General features: G+C 74.3%; 15 protein-coding genes. 2 read left to right on the top strand and 13 right to left on the bottom strand.

What is annotated here, in order from left to right; translation table 11 throughout:
* Positions 1-105 precede the first annotated feature (105 nt).
* From AMK13_RS16560 to AMK13_RS16550, 3 genes are all read right to left on the bottom strand, one after another.
* Positions 106-1,095 (bottom strand): aldo/keto reductase, encoded by a 990-nt coding sequence (locus tag AMK13_RS16560; RefSeq protein WP_074002852.1) that lies wholly within the window; start codon positions 1,093-1,095, stop codon positions 106-108.
* A gap of 195 nt (positions 1,096-1,290) precedes the next feature.
* Positions 1,291-2,469: a DmpA family aminopeptidase gene (locus AMK13_RS16555; protein WP_079272183.1), complete on the bottom strand. Its 1,179-nt coding sequence runs from the start codon at positions 2,467-2,469 to the stop codon at positions 1,291-1,293.
* A 46-nt stretch (positions 2,470-2,515) separates the two neighbouring features.
* Positions 2,516-3,163 (bottom strand): TetR/AcrR family transcriptional regulator, encoded by a 648-nt coding sequence (locus tag AMK13_RS16550; protein WP_074002851.1) that lies wholly within the window; start codon positions 3,161-3,163, stop codon positions 2,516-2,518.
* 118 nt (positions 3,164-3,281) lie between these two features.
* Between AMK13_RS16550 and AMK13_RS16545 the strand changes: the two genes are divergently transcribed.
* Complete coding sequence (locus AMK13_RS16545; RefSeq protein ID WP_074002850.1) at positions 3,282-4,748, top strand: APC family permease; 1,467 nt, start codon at positions 3,282-3,284, stop codon at positions 4,746-4,748.
* A gap of 101 nt (positions 4,749-4,849) precedes the next feature.
* Here the strand turns inward: AMK13_RS16545 and AMK13_RS16540 are convergent, their stop codons facing one another.
* The 3 genes from AMK13_RS16540 to AMK13_RS16530 form a co-directional block, all read right to left on the bottom strand.
* Complete coding sequence (locus AMK13_RS16540) at positions 4,850-5,767, bottom strand: glycoside hydrolase family 19 protein (RefSeq protein WP_074002849.1); 918 nt, start codon at positions 5,765-5,767, stop codon at positions 4,850-4,852.
* Positions 5,768-6,020: 253 nt separating this feature from the next.
* Positions 6,021-7,031 carry an NAD-dependent epimerase/dehydratase family protein gene (locus AMK13_RS16535; protein WP_074002848.1) on the bottom strand — a complete coding sequence of 337 codons (1,011 nt, stop codon included), beginning with the start codon at positions 7,029-7,031 and terminating at the stop codon, positions 6,021-6,023.
* Positions 7,028-7,993, bottom strand: coding sequence for a putative sugar O-methyltransferase (locus AMK13_RS16530; RefSeq protein WP_074002847.1), 966 nt, complete (start codon positions 7,991-7,993; stop codon positions 7,028-7,030). The genes AMK13_RS16535 and AMK13_RS16530 overlap by 4 nt, the downstream gene beginning before the upstream one ends.
* A gap of 170 nt (positions 7,994-8,163) precedes the next feature.
* Here AMK13_RS16530 and AMK13_RS16525 point away from each other — a divergent pair, with 170 nt between their 5' ends.
* Positions 8,164-9,453 (top strand): activator-dependent family glycosyltransferase, encoded by a 1,290-nt coding sequence (locus AMK13_RS16525; RefSeq protein WP_074002846.1) that lies wholly within the window; start codon positions 8,164-8,166, stop codon positions 9,451-9,453.
* A 61-nt stretch (positions 9,454-9,514) separates the two neighbouring features.
* Here the strand turns inward: AMK13_RS16525 and AMK13_RS16520 are convergent, their stop codons facing one another.
* The 7 genes from AMK13_RS16520 to AMK13_RS16490 form a co-directional block, all read right to left on the bottom strand.
* Complete coding sequence (locus tag AMK13_RS16520; protein WP_049650259.1) at positions 9,515-10,789, bottom strand: RNA polymerase sigma factor; 1,275 nt, start codon at positions 10,787-10,789, stop codon at positions 9,515-9,517.
* A 36-nt stretch (positions 10,790-10,825) separates the two neighbouring features.
* Positions 10,826-11,425: a dTDP-4-dehydrorhamnose 3,5-epimerase family protein gene (locus AMK13_RS16515; RefSeq protein WP_074002845.1), complete on the bottom strand. Its 600-nt coding sequence runs from the start codon at positions 11,423-11,425 to the stop codon at positions 10,826-10,828.
* Between the two features lie 60 nt (positions 11,426-11,485).
* On the bottom strand, positions 11,486-12,748 hold the full coding sequence (locus AMK13_RS16510) for a class I SAM-dependent methyltransferase (protein ID WP_074002844.1): 1,263 nt from the start codon (positions 12,746-12,748) through the stop codon (positions 11,486-11,488).
* Positions 12,749-12,812: 64 nt separating this feature from the next.
* Positions 12,813-13,934, bottom strand: coding sequence for a DegT/DnrJ/EryC1/StrS family aminotransferase (locus AMK13_RS16505; protein WP_074002843.1), 1,122 nt, complete (start codon positions 13,932-13,934; stop codon positions 12,813-12,815).
* Between the two features lie 19 nt (positions 13,935-13,953).
* The gene (locus AMK13_RS16500; protein WP_074002842.1) at positions 13,954-15,210 is read right to left on the bottom strand and encodes an acyl-CoA dehydrogenase family protein; all 1,257 of its coding nucleotides are present in this window, start codon (positions 15,208-15,210) and stop codon (positions 13,954-13,956) included.
* A gap of 50 nt (positions 15,211-15,260) precedes the next feature.
* Complete coding sequence (locus AMK13_RS16495) at positions 15,261-16,454, bottom strand: acyl-CoA dehydrogenase family protein (RefSeq protein WP_049650264.1); 1,194 nt, start codon at positions 16,452-16,454, stop codon at positions 15,261-15,263.
* Positions 16,455-16,581: 127 nt separating this feature from the next.
* Positions 16,582-17,940, bottom strand: a complete 1,359-nt coding sequence (locus AMK13_RS16490) for an NDP-hexose 2,3-dehydratase family protein (RefSeq protein WP_074002960.1) — start codon at positions 17,938-17,940, stop codon at positions 16,582-16,584.
* Between the last annotated feature and the right edge of the window lie 53 nt (positions 17,941-17,993).

Here is a 17,993-nt window from a genome sequence, read left to right as displayed (position 1 = left end):
TGCCCCCGGGCCCCCGGGCCCCCGGGCCTCCGGGCCCGGGGGCAGCGGCAGGCGCGCCCCTGGTCGTCGCCGGGCTCCGGGTCCGGCGGCGGGAGCGGCGGTCGTTCAGCGGTTGACCGCCCGCATCCCGTCCTCGTCGTAGCGCTCGCCCGCGACCTCGGGCAGCTCGGCCTCGATGCGGGCCAGGTCCTCGGCGGTCAGCTCGACGTCGACCGCGCCCGCGTTCTGCTCCAGGTAGCTGCGGCGCTTGGTGCCCGGGATCGGCACGAGGTGCTCGCCGCGGGCCAGGACCCAGGCGATCGCCAGCTGGGCCGGGGTGACCTGCTTCTCCGCGGCGATCTCCTTCACCTTCCCGGCGAGCCGGAGGTTGGCCGCCAGGTTGGCCTCGGTGAAGCGCGGGTTGGTGCGGCGGAAGTCGTCCTTGTCGAGCTCGTCCGGGGAGCTGAAGCGGCCCGCGAGGAAGCCGCGGCCGAGCGGGGAGTACGGCACGAAACCGATCCCGAGCTCCCGGCAGGTGGGGAGGACCTCGGCCTCCACGTCCCGGCTCCAGAGCGAGTACTCGCTCTGGACGGCGGTGACCGGGTGGACGGCGTCGGCGCGGCGGATGGTCTCGGCGCTCGCCTCGCTCAGTCCGATGTACCGCACCTTTCCCTCGGCGACCAGTTCGCCGAGCGCGCCGACGGTCTCCTCGATGGGCACCTCCGGGTCGACCCGGTGCTGGTAGTACAGGTCGATGCGGTCGGTGCCGAGCCGCGCGAGCGAGCCGTGGACGGAACCGCGGACGTGCTCGGCCGAGCCGTCCTGGCGGCCCACGGTCGACATGTCGCCCGGAACGGCGCCGTCCATGCGGTAGTTGAACTTGGTGGCGATCACGTACTCGTCACGGTGTCCCCGGACGGCCTCGCCGACCAGGGACTCGTTGGTGAGCGGCCCGTAGACCTGCGCCGTGTCGAGGAACGTGATGCCGAGGTCCAGGGCGTGCCGGATGGTCGCGACGGCCTCGTCCTGGTCGGCGGTGCCGTAGAAGGCGGACATCCCCATGCAGCCGAGGCCGATGGCCGACACCTGGAGGTCCCGCAGACTGCGCTGTTGCATGTGACGTGCCAGCCCTTCGTCCCGATCTTCCCGCGGCCCGACGCCTTCCGGCGCCCCGGTCCGGGTGACCGGTCGGCCTCGTCTTCCGGAGAGGACCTTACGGTGCCGGGGCCTTCCGGCGGCGGACCGGCACGGCCGGGTGGGGGACGCTTGTACGGTGCCGCGCCGCGACGACTTCCGCGGTCACGGCCCCGGCTACGCGGACAGCGGCCCCGCGCCCGGGCCGGGCGGTGTCCCGTCCTCGGCCGCCGCCAACGCGCCGCGCGCCGCGAGGAGTTCCCGGAGCCGCTGGTGGGGGAGTGCGGGGGAGCGGTGGCCGTCGCGGCCGGTCGTCTCCTCGGCGGTGACCAGGGCGTTCAGCACCGCCTCCTCCACGGCCTGGACGACGGCCTCGTAGAAGGGGTCGATCCGGCCCCAGGGGACGAACCGCAGGGTGTCGTAGTCGGTGTCGCCGGGCTCGCCCCGGGGGAAGGAGCTGCCCAGCGCGCCCGGGTTGGCGGTGGAGAAGGCGAGGAAGACGTCGCCGGAGAAGTGGCCCCCGCTGGTGCCGGTCCGGGCCAGGCCCAGCGGCACCCGGCGGGCCAGTGCCTTGCACTGGCCGGGCAGCAGCGGCGCGTCCGTGCCGATCACGACGATCACCGAGCCGGCCCCGCCGGGGGCGAACCAGTCGTCGTCCTCCATCGGGTTGTCCGCCGACAGCTCCCGCCCGACCGGGACGCCGCAGACCACGAGTTCGCGCCGGTCGCCGAAGTTGGCCTGGACGAAGGCGCCCACGGTGTAGTCGGCGGAGCCGTAGCGGACGACCCGGCTGGCGGTGCCGGAACCGCCCTTGAAGCCGTAGCAGTTCATCCCGGTGCCGCCGCCGACGCAGCCCTCCTCGACCGGCCCGGCCGCCGCCGACTCGATCGCGGCGATCGCGTGCTCGGCGCGGACGTGCGGTCCGTTGATGTCGTTGAGGTAGCCGTCCCAGGTCTCGGCGACCACCGGCAGCAGCCACTGCCGGGCCAGGTCGGGCCGGTGGGTGGCGGTCCAGTCGACGACGCCCCGGTGCACGGTGCCGACGGCGTGGGTGTTGGTCACCATGACCGGGCCGTTGAGCGCGCCGGTCTCCTCGATCCAGGTCGTCCCGGTCATCTCGCCGTTGCCGTTCAGCGCGTACCAGCCGGCCGCGCACGGCGTGCCCACGCCCTCGCGTCCGCGCGGGAGCACCGCGGTGACGCCGGTGCGGACGTGCTCGCCCTCGACGAGCGTGGTGTAGCCGATCCGCACGCCGGGGACGTCGGTCAGGGCGTTGGCGGGGCCGGGGGTGCCGTCCAGGAGCAGGCCGAGGGCACGGGCCCGGGGGCGTCCGGACGGGGTGGAGAGCGTGGTCATGTGGATCCTTCCTCGCGGGGCAGGGCAGGGGCTGGGGCGCGGGAGGTCAGTCGCGGGGGCGCGCGGCCGGGCCGTCCACCGCCCGGTCGGGGCGCAGGTCCGGGCAGCCGGTCGCCGTCCGGGCGTAGCCGAGCAGCAGCTCCAGCGAGCGCTCGGGGGTGAGCGAGGCGTTGCGGGAGACGATGTGCAGGCCGTAGCCGTCCTCCAGGACGACCAGGTTGGCGGCGAGGTCGAGGGCCGGCCCGGTGGGCTCGAAGTGGCCCTGGGCCCGGCCGATCTCCAGGATGCTCGCGTAGAGGGCGACCTGACGGTCGAACAGGCTCTGCGCGAGTGCGGAGTAGACCGGGTTGTCGTGCGTGGCCGAGCTGAACTCGTACAGCACCAGGGCGAGTTCGTCGTCAGGGCCGTCCGGGAGGCCGAGCCGGGCGCAGGCCACGAGCTTGTCGCGGGCGTCCGGCAGCGCGGCCGCGACGGCGCTGCGGCTGGTGAAGAAGCGGTCGGCGGCGCGCTGGTAGACCTGCTGGAGCAGCTCGCCGATGTCGCTGAAGTAGTAGCTGACCGAGCCCCGGGCGACGCCGGCGGCGTCCGCGATGTCGGCGACGCGCAGTTGCGCCAGGCCATGCCGTCCGACGGCCTCGGTGGCCGCGAGGACCAGCTGTTCGCGGCGGGCGGCCTGGTTCTTTGCTCGGGCCATCGCATTCCTTGTCACTGATGTCGGATCACGTCGTACCTCTTGACGTGGAACTATCGCAGAACTTTGACTTCTGTGCCAAAGAACTCCGACGAAGTTTCATGGACTCGGAAGGAGCACGATGGCCGATCCCCGCGCCACCGACCCCGCCACCGTAGATTCTGGCTCCGACGGCCCGGGCTCCGCGCCGTCGGCCGGCTACGCCCAGGACCTCTCCCGCTCGCTCAGCCTGCGCGAGAACATGCTGATCACCCTCTCCTCGGTGACCCCGGCCTCCAGCGTGTTCATCGTGATGCCGGCGGTGATCCGGGGCCTCGGCGGCGCGGCGGCCGTGGCCTTCGCCCTCGCGGCGGCGGTCGGCGTGCTGATGGCGCTCTGCTACGCGGAGCTGTCCAGCGCCTTCCCGGTCACCGGGGGCGAGTACGCCTTCGCGGCGCGCACCCTCGGTCGGTCCACCGGGTTCGCGCTGTTCGCGCTCAGCCTGCTCGGCGGGGTGCTGGTCACCGCCGTCATCGCCCTCGGCACCGGCAGCTACCTGGGCGTGCTCTGGAGCGTGCTGGACGGGAAGGGGACCGGGCTGGCGGTGATCGCGCTGGCCTCGCTGGTCGCGGTGCTCGACATCCGCACCAACGCCTGGGTCACCGGGGTCTTCCTGCTCCTGGAGCTGGCGGCGGTCGCGGTGCTGGCCGTGCTCGGCTTCGTCCACGTCGACCAGCCGGTCTCGGTGCTGTGGACCCCGCAGGCGCTCGGCGGCGCCGGCGGCGACGTGCTGGTCGGGGCGTCCTGGGGGCTGGTCGCCTCGTTCACGACCACCGCGATCTTCGCCTACAACGGCTACGGCACCGCCGTGTACTTCGCGGAGGAGACCAGGCGGGCGTCCTCGATCGGCCGGGTGGTGCTCTGGTCGCTGGGGATCACCGTCGCCGCCGAGTGCCTGCCGCTGGTCGGGGTGCTGCTGGGCGCGCCGAGCATGAGCGGACTGATGTCGGCGGCCTCGCCGATGAGCTACTTCCTGCTGGAGCGGGCCGGCTCCACCGTCAACACGGTGGTCAGCCTGGGCATCGCCGTCGCCGTCGTCAACGCGGTCATCGCGATCATGCTGCAGAGCGGACGGCTGCTCTTCTCCTCGGCCCGCGACCGGGCCTGGCCGGACCGGGTCGGCGCCCCGCTCGCCTCCGTCCACCCCCGGCTGCGCACGCCCCTCGCGGCGACCCTGACCATGGGCGTGGCCACGCTGCTGGTCGGCTGGCTCGTCTCGCTCGACACGCTGATCCTGGCCACCGGCTCGACCCTGGTCGTGGTCTACGTCCTGGTCGCGCTGTCGGCGCTGTCCGGCCGGATCAGGGGGACCACCGCCACGGCCCCCTACCGGATGCGCGGCTGGCCGTACGTCCCGCTGGGCGTCGTCGCGATCATGCTCTACGTCGGCTACGAGTCGGTGCGGGCCGACTGGCGCCCGATCGCCATCGCGGTCGGGATGACGGCCGTCGGCTACGCCTACTACTACGCCTACCTCCACCCCCGCCGCGCCGACCGCTGGACCATGCCCGACCCGGTCCGGGAGGAGGACGGCGGCGCCACCGGCTGAGGCCCCGGGCGGGTTCCGCCGGGGCCGGGACCGGCACCGGGGCGCGCGGCAGCGGCGCCGAGGCCCTCCGCGGTGACGTACCGCGGAGGGCCCGTGCGGGTTCAGCAGCCCAGGTGGTCGCCCGGCACGGTGCCGAGCAGCTGGGTGAAGCGCTGGTAGGCGTCGATCCGGCTCTGCACCTGCGCGGGGTTGCCGCCGTTGCACTCCAGCGAGCCGTTGATGCTGCGGATCGTCTCGCCGAAGCCGTAGCCGTTGACGATCGCGTTGTGCGGGGTCATGGTGCCCGGCCCGTTCTGGGTGTTCCAGTACCAGAGCGCGGTCTTCCAGGCGACGGCCGGGTCGGTCTGCACCAGGTTGGGGTTGCGCAGCAGGTCGATGCCGAGAGCGTCGCCGGCCGCCTTGTAGTTGAAGTTCCAGCTCAGCTGGATCGGGCCGCGCCCGTAGTACGCGGACTGCCCGGCCGGGCAGCCGTACGGCTGTGAAGTGTCGCAGTAGTGGGGGTAGTTGGCGGTGTTCTGCTCGACCACGTAGACCAGGGCGCCGGTCTCGTGGTTGACGTTGGCCAGGAAGGCCGCGGCCTCCTGCCTGCGGACGGTGTCGCTGCCGGTGGCCGCGAAGGCGGGGTAGGCGGCGAGGGCGTCGATCAGGCCCTGGTAGGTGTAGAAGGCGTTCCGGTTCGGGAACATCTGGTTGAACTGGGCCTGGCTGACCGGGAATCCGCCCGGGTTCGGGGTGCCGGTGGACGTCGGCGTGGCGGTCGGGCTCGGGCCGGTGCCGCAGCCGCCCTGGTCGGACCAGACGCCGGAGCCGCCGGTGCTGGGCGGCTCGTTCTGGGTCCACCACTTGGCGAGCCAGTTGTGGCCGTTGTAGGAGACGGCGGCGCCGCCGGTGTAGACGGCCGAGGAGCTCCAGGGCGTGGCGCAGACGGCGGCGCTGGCGTTGGTCGCGGGCAGCAGCAGGAGCACCGTCAGTGCTGTGGCGACGGCGGAGAGCAGTGCGAGCAGGCGTTTCGTGGACACTTGATCACCCCTTGTGCGGTGTGGGGCCGCACGGTCGTGGAGGTAGGGACGTCGGGGCAGGGGAGCCGGGCCCCGCGGGGTGGGGGCACGTCGTGGGGGACGGGCCGACCGGGGTGCGGGCCGGTGCGGGGCTGCCCCAGACTCAAGCGGAGTGGTCTATACCTGTCAAGGGGTTCCGGGCAAAAGACCCGCCCGCGAGCGGCGCGGTGGGCGGCGCCGGGGCGGCGGGGCGTGCGGAGGCCGGCCCGGGTGGTCACAGGTCCGCGAGGTCCGCGAGGTTGGCGATCAGGTCGGCGAGTCCGGCGTCCAGCGGGATCAGCGGGCGCCATCCGGTCGCGGCGCGGAACCGCGAGGAGTCCGCGACGGTGCTCCGCAGGTCGGTCGGCAGCGCGTGCTCCGGCGGGGGGACGGAGACCACCGGCACGGCGGGACGGCCGGTCCGCACCGCGACGCCGTCGGCGATCGCCCGGAAGACCCGCCCGAGCGGCTCCCCGTGCCCGGTGCCGAGCACCCAGTGCCGGCCGGCGACCGCGTCGGGCCGGTCCAGGGCGGCCAGGAAGGCCCGCCCGGTGTCGTCGACGTGGAGCAGGTCGCGCCGTACGGAGCCGTCGTGCCACATCGTCAGCGGCTCCCCGGCCAGGGCGCGGCGCACCATCGTCGCCAGCACCCCCCGGTCGCCCCGCCCCGCCGGTGCGCCGCGGCCGTAGACCGTCGGCAGCCGCAGACAGGCGCCGCGCACCGCGCCCTCGGCCGTGGCGGCCAGCAACTCCCGTTCCGCCGCCGCCTTCTGGCGGTCGTACGGGCTGGCCGGGGCGTCGGGCGCGGACTCGTCGACCGGGATCGGCGCGTCCGGCCCGGCCTGCGAGGTCGAACCGGCGAACAGGACGACCACGGGGGCGCCGCCGCGCCGTGCGCGCTCCTGCCGGAGGGCCGGCAGGAGCGAGCTCATCACGCCGGCGTTGGTCCGCCCCAGGGCCTCCTCGGGCTGGCCGGTGCCGCGCCACCCCGCGCCGTGCGAGACCAGGTGGACGACCGCGTCGGATCCGGCGACGGCGGCCCGGAGGGCCTCGGGGTCCGTCACGTCGGCGGCGACCACCTCGACCTCGGCCCGCCCGGCGGGCGGCACGGCGACCGCCCCCCGGGCCACCGCGCGCAGCCGGAGCGGCCGTTGGGCGAGCGCCCCGAGGACGACGGAGCCGACGAAGCCCGAGGCGCCCAGCACGGTGACGCGGGGGCGGCGCGCCGCCGCGGCGGGGCCGCTCACGCCGCGCCGGCGCCCGCGCCAGCGCCCTCGTCGGGGCCCGCGCCGGGCGCCGTGGACCGCCGGTACAGGGCCTGCCAGTAGTAGCTCCACGGGACGGCCCCGCCGTCGGCGACGGTCTCCCAGTGCGGCCCGGGGCGGTAGGACGAAAGGAACTTCGGCGCCAGCGCCTCGACGGCGCGGCTGTCGTGGATGTCGAGGACGTCCCGCAGCAGCCCGGTCGCCAGGGCCATCCGGACGACCTCCTCGCCCTGGGCGTGGTTGTCCAGCTCCTTCTCCAGGTACTTGCCGACCGGGTTGTTCACGTAGAGCGCCGCGCACCGGCGGTCGACCAGGTCGAGGTAGTTGAGCACCGTCCCGGGCGGCATCTCCGCGAACGAGTCGATGTTGAGGCAGAGTTCGAAGCGGCTCCCGCCGAGGGCCCGGTCCAGGTCGTCCGTGTCGTCGACCGGGACGAACCTGACGCGCGCGAAGTCCTCGGGGGCGAGCACCCTGCCGAGGTACGCCCGCGACAGCGAGAGCACGCGGGCCAGGTCGACGATGCAGTACTCCTCGACGCGGTGGTTGGCGAAGATCGCGTGGCAGGTCCGGCCGTAGCCGGCGCCGATCTCCAGGACGCGGGCGCCGTCCAGCGGGAGGTGGCGGGAGATGAAGTCCAGTTCGTGGACGGCGAGCAGGTAGTCCATGCAGACCCGGTCGCCGTCGTGGGTCACGGTGATGGGCGAGCCGAGTTCGCGGCCGCGGATCCGGCGCAGGCGGGACCGGTTCTCCGGCGTGAGCCGCGTGGCGAGTTCGAAGATGAGCGCCTTGAGGTAGCGGACGCCGTTGACCTGCGGATCCCAGAGGGCGAGCTTGAAGTTCACCGGCTCGGACTTGAAGGATCCGAGCTCGGCCACGCCCTGCTCGGTCACCTTGACGGAGTTGTTGTATTCCCACAGTGCGCTGGGGGCGTACCTGTCATCCATGGCTGCCGATGCTAGGAGGACCGGCCGACGGGGGCTTCCTCGATCGTGCTGTTCCCGGCCGGCCCGGCCGTCCGCCGCCCCCGCCGCCCCGAACACAGCACTCCGCGAGAAGTGCGGCCGTCCGCCGCGGTGCCAGAATCACCGGGATTCGTCCGAGCTCGGAGGGCCCGTTGCGCGTACTGTTCGTCACCGCACCGTTCCGCTCGCACCTCTACGTGCAGACGCCGCTCGCCTGGGCGCTGCGCACGGCCGGCCACGAGGTCCGGGTCGCCTGCTCGCCCCGCCTGACCGAGGACGTGGTCCGCACCGGGCTCACGCCCGTGCCGATCGGCGAGGAGGTCGACCTCGGGGACCTGATGGCGCGGTCGGAGCCGGAGCGCGCCCCGGCGGCGCCGGCCGGGGGCCGGAAGTCGCACCAGAGCGACTACCCCCTCGGCGACCCGACCGCCGAGCTGGCCTCCAACGCGGCCGGCTGGCGGACGCTGTTCAACCCCGACTCGTCCTTCGACGACCTGGTCGCGTTCGCCGAGCTGTGGCGCCCCGACCTCGTCGTCTCCGACACCTTCGTCCTCTCGGGCGCGCCCGCCGCCCGCCGGGTCGGGGCGGCGCACGCCCGCATGCTGTTCGGCGCGGACGGGCTCGGCCAGCTGCGCACCGCCTGCCGCGCGCAGTGGCGGGCGCAGGGCTCCGACTGGGACGGCGTCGATCCGCTGCGGGAGTGGCTGGAACCGGTGTTCGGCCGGTTCGGCGTGGAGTTCGACGAGGAGGCGGTCCTCGGGCAGTGGACGGTCTTCCCGATGCCCACCTGGGTCTGGCGCCCGGCCGGGATCCCGTACGTCCCGATGCGGCACGTCCCGTTCAACGGCCCGAGCGCCACGCCGTCCTGGGTGTACCGGCGCCCGGAGCGGCGGCGGGTCTGCTTCACCCTCGGACTGGCGCACCGGGAGGGCCGCGGCCACGGGGTGTCCGCCTCGCCGCGCGAGGTCTTCGAGGCCATCGCGGACCTCGACGTCGAGGTGGTCGCGACCCTCGCCCCCGGTCAACTCCCGCCGGGGCTCCGCGTTCCCGACAACGTGCGGGTGGTCGACTTCGTCCCGCTCAACGACCTCCTGCCCACCTGCGCGGCCGTCATCCACAGCGGCGGGGCGGGGGCCTTCGCGGCCGCCGTCGAACACGCCGTCCCGCAGCTGATCGTGCCCAACGTGTACTGGAGCGAGAAGTGGTGGGGGCCGGTGGCGATGGCCTCCGGGCTGGAGGAGCAGGGCGCCGGCCGCTACGTCGCCGACGCCGACGGGCTGACCGGCGAGCTGCTCCGCTCCGAGCTGCGGCGGGTCCTGGAGGACCCGGCCTTCCGGGAGGGCGCCGCGCGGGTGTCCGCGCAGTCGGCCGCCCTGCCGAGCCCGCACGACCTCGTCCCGGTCCTGGAGGGGCTCACCGCCAAGCACCGCTACCCGGCCTGACCCCCGCACCGGCCCGCCGGGCCGCCCCGTCCCCGCACCGGCCCGCCCCGGGGCCGACGGCTCACCGCCGGGCCGGGCCGCCCCGGGACCCGCCCGGCTGACGGACCCGCTCCGCCTGCGCCAGCAGGTAGCGCCGCTCGGGGTCGCTCTCGGTGCGCCGCGCCGCGGCCTCGTAGGCGGCCCCGGCCTCGGCGGGGCGGTCCGCGAGTTCCAGCAGATGGGCCCGGACGGTGTCGACCCGGTGGTTCTGCGCCAGCGCGGGGTCGTCCGCGACCTCGGCGAGCACCTCCAGCCCGGCGAGCGGGCCGTGGACCATGGCCGTCGCCACCGAACGGCTGAGCGTGACCACCGGGCTCGGCGCGATGCGCTCCAGGATGCGGTACAGCATCAGGATCTGCGGCCAGTCCGTCTCCGCGACGCCGGGCGCCTCCGCGTGCAGGGCGGCGATCGCGGCCTGCAAGCGGTACGGGCCGGGCCCGAAGCGTTCGAGGGTCCGGGCCACCAGGGCGACCCCCTCCGCGATCGCGTCCCGGTCCCACCGGGTCCGGTCCTGGTCGGCGAGCGGGACGAGCGCGCCGTCCGGTGCGGAGCGGGCGTCCCGCCGGGCCTCGGTCAGCAGCATCAGCGCGAGCAGCCCCGCCACCTCGCCCTCCTGCGGCAGGGCGCGGTGCAGGTCGCGGACCAGGCGCAGCGCCCACGCCGTCAGGTCCGGGCGCACCACGTTCGACCCGCTGGACGCGGTGTGCCCCTCGTTGAAGATCAGGTACAGCACCTGGAGGACCACCTGCACCCGCGCGGCGCCCTCCTCGCCGACGGGCATCCGGAACCCGCCCCCGACCTCCTTCACCCGCTGCTTCGCCCGCCGGATCCGCTGGCTCATGGTGGCCTCCGGCACCAGGAAGGCACGGGCGATCTCCGCGGTGGTCAGCCCGCCGACCGCACGGAGCGTCAGCGCGGCCTGGGCCTGCGGCGAGAGCTCGGGGTGGCAGCAGAGGAACAGCAGGCGCAGGGTGTCGTCGGTGTCGCCCGGGCCGGCCTCGTCGGCCGGGGGGACGGCCGGCTCGCCGGCGGCCGACCGGGCCACCACCACGGCCTCGCGCCGGTGCCGGGCGCTCTCGCTGCGGATCACGTCCTGGAGGCGGCGGGTGGCGACGGTGAGGAGCCAGGCGACCGGGTCGTCCGGCACCCCGTCCCGCGGCCACTGCACGACCGCGGCGAGCTGCGCCTCCTGCATGGCGTCCTCGCAGTGGTCGAACTGCGTGGGGTGGCGGCGGGTGAGCAGGCCGAGCGCGCGCGGCGCCGACCGGCGCAGCAGTTCCTCGACGACGACCGCCACCCGGACCTCCCCAGCGTTGCGGTCCAGGCTAGCCGATCACCGCCCTCCGGACCCGGCCCGCCGGCACTCCCGGTAGTCGGGCAGCAGCCCGGCGGAGCGGGCCTCGGCGAGCGACGGCGCGTCCCGGTCGCGCGCCGAGAGGAGCGTCCGGGACGCCTCGGGGACGGGCAGGGCCAGCGCGGGGTCGAACGGCGACAGCGCCAGCTCGTTGCGTGGGACGTACTCCTGTGACAGCAGGTAGGACACGACGGTGTCGTCCTCCAGCGCGAGGAACAGGTGCCCCACGCCCACGGGCAGGTACACGGCGCGGTACCGGTCCGGGCCGAGCTCGACGGAGTCCCACCGCCCGAAGGTCGGGGACCCGACCCGCAGGTCGACGACGACGTCCAGGGCCCGCCCGCGCGGGCACGTCACGTACTTCTCGCAGCCGGGCGGGGTGGCCGTGTAGTGCACCCCGCGGAGCACCCCGCTCCGCGACCGGCTGTGGCTGGCCTGTCGGACGGCGAACAGCGTCCTCCCGGTGGCCGCGCGGAAGTCCGCTTCCTGGTAGCCGGACAGGAACTCCCCCCGGTCGTCGGGGAAGACGCGCGGGGTGAACTCCAGCGCGCCCTCGACCGCCAACTCCCGTACGTCCATGGCACTCCTCTCCTCGCGGTCCGGCCGGGGAAGGGCGTTCCCCGGCCGGGTGGGCCGCGGTCAGTCGACGCGTACCTCGGGGACGTAGCGGATCCACCGGCCGCCGGCCTCGCGGAACGCGGTCTCCTTGGCCATGATCTCGTCCGCGTGGTTCCAGGCGAAGAGCAGCGCACAGTCCGGGTACGGGTCGGCGAACGCCTCGGCGGGGCGCACCGGGATGTGCGTTCCGGGGGTCAGGCGGCCCTGCTTGGCCGGGGTGGTGTCGCAGACGAAGGAGACCAGGTCGGGGCCGATGCCGCAGTAGTTGGCGACCGTCGCGCTCTTGGCGGTCGCGCCGTAGGCCACCACGGTGCGGCCCTCGTCGCGGAGCCGGGTGAGCAGCGCGAGCAGGTCGTCCCGGACCGCCGCCACGGCGTCGGCGAAGCCGCGCAGGGTGTCCGGGGCCGCGAGCCGCCGCTCCTCCTCGTGGGCGAGCAGCTCGCCCACGGCCGGCGAGGGGCGCCGGGTGCCGGGCCGGGCGAGGGTGTACCTGATCTCCCCGCCGTGCACCGGCAGTCGGCGGACGTCGACGAGCTCGAAGCCGAAGCGTTCGGCCATCGCGTGGACGGAGCGCGCGGTGAAGAGGTAGAAGTGCTCGTCGTAGATCTGGTCGAAGGAGGTCTTCTCGACGACGTCGCCGAAGTACGGGTCCTCGAAGACGAAGACGCCGTCGGGCGCGAGCAGCGCGTCGACGCCGCGGAAGACGGACTCCAGGTAGGGGATGTGACAGATGGTGTTGGCCGCGTAGATCACGTCGGCGGGGCCCTCCGCGCGCCGGACGTCGGCGGCGGTCGCCTCCTCGAAGAAGTCGCCGCGCACCCGCACGCCGGCTGCGCGCGCGACCTCGGCGACCTTGCGGGAGGGTTCGAAGCCGAGGTGGCGGACGCCGGCCTCGCCGACGGTCCGGAGCATCACCCCGTCGTTGCAGCCGATCTCGACGGCGAAGGCGCCGTCGCGGGCCAGTTCCGAGGCCAGGAACTCGCCGGCGGTGCGGGCGAAGTGCTCGCGCATCACGGCCGACCCGGACGAGTAGTACGGGTAGTCCTCGTGGAACATCCGCTCCCTGGGCACCTCGTCGACCAGCTGCACCATGGTGCAGGCGGTGCAGCGGGCGACCCGGAGCCGGTAGAAGAACTCGTCGGCGACGGGCGTCCGCGCCGGGAAGGCGTCGGAGAGCGGTTGGCGGCCGAGGTCGAGGAACTCCTCGGTCGCCGCGCCGCAGATCCGGCACGGGTGCGGTGGGGTGGGCGGGGCGGGCGGCGCGGTGTCGATCCGGTCGGTCATCGTCGGGCCTCCATCGTCATCGTCGTCGGCACGGCTGCGGCTGCGGGCTCGGGGGAGCGGGAGGTCAGAGCCCGGCCAGGACCTCGCGCAGGGCCTCGATCACCCGGTCCTGGAGGTCCGGGGGCAGCGAGGGGTACATCGGCAGCGAGAAGATCTCGCCGGCGAGCCGCTCGGTCACGGGCAGCTCGCCCTCGCCCACGCCGAGGTGGCGGAACCCCTTCATGGTGTGGACGGGCCACGGGTAGCTGATGTTCAGGGCGATGTCGTGCCGGAGCAGCTCCTTCAGGACGAGGTCGCGCCGCGGGTGGCGCACCACGTAGAGGTAGTGGACGTGCTCGTTGCCGGGCGTGGTCCGGGGCAGCACCAGGCCGTCGGGGGCGGCGAGGTCGGAGAGCGCCTCCTCGTACCGGCGCGCCACGCTCCGGCGGCCCTCGATGTACGCGTCCAGGCGGGTCAGTTTGCGCCGGAGGATCTCGGCCTGCACCTCGTCCAGCCGGCTGTTGTGGCCGGGGGTGTCGACGACGTAGTAGGTCTCCTCCATCCCGTAGTAGCGCAGCCGCCGCAGCGCGCGGTCGGTGTCCGGGTCGCGGGTGACCACGGCCCCGCCGTCGCCGTACGCGCCCAGCACCTTGGTCGGGTAGAACGAGAAGGCGCCGGCGTCGCCCATGGTGCCGGCCGTCCGGCCGCGGTGGCGTGCCCCGTGCGCCTGGGCGCAGTCCTCCAGGACCGCCAGGCCGTGTTCGCGCGCCACCCGGAGCACCGCGTCCATGTCGACGCACTGGCCGTAGAGGTGGACGGGGACGATCGCCCTGGTGCGGTCGGTGACGGCCGCCTCGAGCAGGTCGGTGTCCATCAGGCAGTCGTCCTCGCGCACGTCGACGAAGACGGGCACCGCCCCCACGGCGTCGATCGCGACCACGGTCGGGGCGGCCGTGTTGGACACCGTGACGACCTCGTCGCCCGGCCCGACGCCGAGCGCTTCGAGCCCGAGGACGATGGCGTTGGTGCCGTTGTCGACCCCGACGCAGTGGTCCAGCCCGTGCCAGGCGGCGAACTCCGCCTCGAAGCCGCGCACGCTCGCGCCGAGCACCAGCTGCCCGGAGCCGAACACCGTCTCGACGGCGTCGAGCAGGTCCTCGCGTTCGTTCCGGTACTCCGGAAGGTAGTCCCATACCCGCGTTGTCATCTGCGCCCTCCTCGGTGGGTCAGCGCCGCCCGGCGGGGCGGGCGGCGCGGGTGCTCATGTAGTCGTCGTCCCGGTCGATGCGCAGCGCCCGCGCACTGAGGTGGTCGACGGCGTCGGGGTAGGTGTAGGGCTGCATGAACCACCCGGCCCGGACGTCCCGGTAGAGCCGGGCCAGGCTCGAACTCCCGGCGTACGAGGCGCCGCCGACGATGGTGAGGCAGTCGTTGACGATGTCGGGCGCGAGCCGGTTGAGCGTCAGCTTCGCGCACTGGAACGCCGTCATCATCCGGGGGCCGCGCACGGCCGGATCGGGCACGCCGGCGGTCAGCGCGTCGGCCTCGGCCAGGGCCGCGGCGGTGGTGGCGCGCGCCGCGTACAGGCGGGCCTCGACCTCGGCGACGAGCGTGCGGACGGCGGCGGGCGCGCCGGGGCGCTCCCGCTGCCACTCCACGGCGGCGTCCCGCGCGGCCCGGGCGACGCCCAGGTAGATGCCGAGCATGGTGATCGAGCTGACGGTCTGCCCGGCCAGCGCGGCGTCGCCGCGTTCCCCGACCGGGCCCCGCACCAGCACGTCGGCGTCCGGTACGGGGCACCGGTCGAAGGCGATGTCCCAGGTGCCGGAGGCGCGCATCCCGAGGCCGTCCCAGGTGTCCAGGACGGTCAGGCCGGGGGTGCCGAGGGCGACGAGGGGCGCCGCGAGGCAGGTGCGGCCGTCCGCCTCGACCAGGGCGTAGGCGAAGAAGTGGGTGGCCACCGGGGCCATGCTCACCAGCGTCTTGCGGCCGGAGAGCAGCCAGCCGCCGGAGCCGTCCGACTCCAGCCGCGTCACGGTGCCCGGGGGGTCCTTGACGGCGCCGCACACCCGCGCCTCGCCGGTCGCCATGGCGCGCAGCACCCGCTCGGCGAGCGCCGCCGCCTCCGGCTTGCCGTTGCGCCACTCGTACGCCAGCGTCAGGCCCCGGCTGAACTGGACGTGCAGGGCGAGCGCCGTCGAGGCGTCGGCCCGGGCCACCTCCTGGAGCGCCAGGGCGACGTCGTGGAGGCGGTCCACGCCGAGCCCGCCGAGCTCCGCCGGGACGGTGCCGCCGAGCACGCCGGCGCGTGCGAAGCGTTCGAAGACCTCGACCGGGAAGGTGCCGGTCCGGTCCCGTACGTCGGCGTCGGCGCGGATCGCCGGCACCTGCTCGGAGACGAGGCCGAGCAGCCTGCGGCCCGCCTCGCTGACCGGCGCGGACAGGTCCGGGCGCGCGGCCTCGTTCGCGGCCTCCGTCAGCACAGTTCGCCTCCCGTTTCGTTCCGGCCGGTCATCGCGCTCGCACCGGCGGTTCAGAGGTACTGGGTGTTCGGCGCCTGGCCGCACAGCAGCCGGCCGTAGAGTTCCAGGTTGGTGTTCGGGTGCATGACGGCGTGCAGGTGGAGGGTCCGGACGTCCCGCTCGATCCGCTGGATCGGCACGTCCAGGTAGACCGAGGACGCCCCGCTCGCGGTGGCCAGGATGTCCACCGCCTCCTTGACGCGCGCGCAGACCGCGCCGGTCTCCAGGCGGGCCAGGGCGCGCTCCTCCAGCGTCCAGGGCTCGGCGGCGGCGTTCTTCGCGTCGACGAGGTCCGCGAGGCGGTAGCAGTGGAACTCCGCCTCGTCGATCTTCACCGCGGCCTCCGCGACCTGGAGGTGGGTCAGCGGCGCCTCGCGCTGGTCGGTGTAGTCGGTGTAGGTGATCCGCCGGTCGGGGAGGCGCTCGAAGAAGGCGTCCTTCGCGGCGATCGCGAGGCCGAGGGCGGTCGCGCTCACCGTCGCGCAGGCCGTCGGCATGATCGGGGCCCGGTAGATCTCCGAGCCGGCGTTGCTGCCCGCCCCGCCGCCGCCGATCATGACCGGCTCCATCGGGATGTAGCGCTCCGCGGGGACGAAGACGTCCCGCGCGACCGTGGTGACGCTGCCGGAGCCGCGCAGCCCCACGGTGTGCCAGTCGTCGACCACCTCCAGGTCGGAGACCGGGATCAGCGTCATGATGGGCCGGGGGGCCGCGTCGGGGGTGAGCAGGACCGCCGCGTTGGTGTCCCAGGTGCTGTGCTGGACGCCGCTGTTGAACTTCCAGGAGCCGTTGACGAGGATGCCGCCGTCGACCGGGACGGCGGTGGCCGTCGGGCTGATGATGCCGCTGACCAGGGCGTCCGGGGAGGCGAGGACCCGGTCCTGCACCTCGTCCGGGAAGAGAGCGGCGACCCAGGCGCTGATCGACCAGACGCCGGCCGTCCAGGACGCGGCGCCGTCGGCGCGGGCCAGCTCCACCAGGAGCTCGGCCTGGGTGCGCATGTCGACCTCGAAACCGCCGAGGCGCCTGGGGATCCGGGTGCGGAGCAGGCCGGCGTCCGCCAGGACCGAGACGGTCTCCTTCGACAGGCGCCGGTTCTCGTCGCCCCAGGGCGCGTTGTTCCTCAGGACCGGCGCCACCTCGCGCGCCCGGCGGAGGATCTCGGCGCGGTCGGGGACGGCGGTCGTTGCGGTGGTGTCCGTCATGACGTGCTCTCCCTGGTGAAGGACGGGGCAGCGGAATTCGGGGCATGGCGGGGGCGGGTCCGCCGGTCGCGCGGTGGCGGTCCCGCACCCCGTGGACGGCGTCGCGGGGGGATCGGAGCCGGTGGGATCAGAGTCGGACGGCGCGCGTGGTCAGCGCCGAGAGCAGGGTGCGGGCCTGGACGTTCACCCGCCCGCCGCGGGTCACCAGCGCGGAGAGCTGACCAGGCGTCACCCAGCAGTACCCGGGCGGTGGTTGGGACGGCGCCTGCGCTCCGTCCGCCTCCACGATGGCGTAGCGGCTCACCGCGTTCAGGAAGCGGCCGCCCTCCTCGGAGTGGAGGGCCGAGTAGCGGACGCGGGAGGGCGCGGCGGTCTCGACGACGTCCAGGAAGTGGTGGCGGGGCCCGCGGGGGCGGCCGCGATGGTGCTCCGGGGTGCACTGCACCGTCGGCGCGAGTTCCGCGATCTCCTGGAAGCCGACCTCCACGCCGGCCCGGGCCAGCAGGTGCGGCACGCCCGAGAAGTACCGCAGCACGAAGGCGCTCAGCCCCAGCCGTACGGGTTCGACCAGCGGCTGCGTCCACTGGGCCACCTCGCGGCTGCCCGCCTCGACGGCCACCGCGACCACGCGGAAGTGGCGGTCCGGCACCCGGCGGATCGCGTGCGCGGTCCGCACCCAGCCCCCGGTGTCGCGCAGCGGGACGCGCCGCACCCGCAGCGAGCGGCGGGCCCGCTCCGCGGCCAGCCAGCCCTCGATGTGCTCCACGGAGATCAGCCCGCTCGCTCCCGAGGCGGGGAGGGGGAGGCAGGAGAGCACCGTGCGGGCGTCCATGTTGACGAGGTTGTCGCGGTGCAGCAGCGCGGCGATCCGGTCGAGGGTCAGCCAGCGGAAGTTCTCGGCGACCGGCACCTCCTCGTCGACCAGCACGATCGTGTTCCGGTTGAACTTCCGGTTGAACCAGTCGCCGTGCTCGGACTGCAGCACGTCCGCGACGGGACGCCCCCGGGACGGATCGAGGAAGTACTCCAGGTAGGCGACCGGCGCGCCCTTGTGCACGCCGGTGTAGTTGCTGTGGGTCGCCTGCACGGTGGGGGAGAGCTGGACGATGTTGGGGTTGCCCGGCTCCATCTTCGCCTGCATCAGGTAGTGGCGCACCCCGCCGAAGTCCTTGGCGATGATCCCCAGGATGCCGACCTCGGGCTGGTCGATGATGGGCTGGCGCCAGGTCGGCACCGGGCCGTCGGCCGTCTCCACCTCGACGCCCTGGATCGAGAAGAAGCGCCCGCTGTCGTGCACCAGGTCGCCGGTGTCCGGGGCGAAGGACCACCCGCGGAGCCGGTCGAACGGGATGCGCTCGACCCGGAAGCGGTCGGCCCGCACCCGGGCGGACAGCCAGTGCGCTATCTCGTCGGCCGAGGCGCCCGGACCGTCCCGGCCCGGTGCCGCGACGGGGCGCCGGGTGAGGGCCGGAAGCCGGGTTCCGATGCCTCCACGAACCGTACCGATGGTGCTCAACTCCACGTCCTTTCAGGGGAATC

Source organism: Streptomyces sp. CB02056 (genome assembly GCF_001905545.1).
Lineage (GTDB): Bacteria > Actinomycetota > Actinomycetes > Streptomycetales > Streptomycetaceae > Kitasatospora.
This window is presented reverse-complemented; position numbering and strand designations above follow the sequence as displayed.

Excerpts from the sequence above, each read along its gene's own strand:
- AMK13_RS16560 (WP_074002852.1), bottom strand. The coding sequence starts at position 1,095 with ATGCAACAGCGCAGTCTGCGGGACCTCCAGGTGTCGGCCATCGGCCTC.
- AMK13_RS16555 (WP_079272183.1), bottom strand. The coding sequence starts at position 2,469 with ATGACCACGCTCTCCACCCCGTCCGGACGCCCCCGGGCCCGTGCCCTC.
- AMK13_RS16550 (WP_074002851.1), bottom strand. The coding sequence starts at position 3,163 with ATGGCCCGAGCAAAGAACCAGGCCGCCCGCCGCGAACAGCTGGTCCTC.
- AMK13_RS16545 (WP_074002850.1), top strand. The coding sequence starts at position 3,282 with ATGGCCGATCCCCGCGCCACCGACCCCGCCACCGTAGATTCTGGCTCC.
- AMK13_RS16530 (WP_074002847.1), bottom strand. The coding sequence starts at position 7,993 with ATGGATGACAGGTACGCCCCCAGCGCACTGTGGGAATACAACAACTCC.
- AMK13_RS16515 (WP_074002845.1), bottom strand. The coding sequence starts at position 11,425 with ATGGACGTACGGGAGTTGGCGGTCGAGGGCGCGCTGGAGTTCACCCCG.
- AMK13_RS16510 (WP_074002844.1), bottom strand. The coding sequence starts at position 12,748 with ATGACCGACCGGATCGACACCGCGCCGCCCGCCCCGCCCACCCCACCG.
- AMK13_RS16505 (WP_074002843.1), bottom strand. The coding sequence starts at position 13,934 with ATGACAACGCGGGTATGGGACTACCTTCCGGAGTACCGGAACGAACGC.
- AMK13_RS16495 (WP_049650264.1), bottom strand. The coding sequence starts at position 16,454 with ATGACGGACACCACCGCAACGACCGCCGTCCCCGACCGCGCCGAGATC.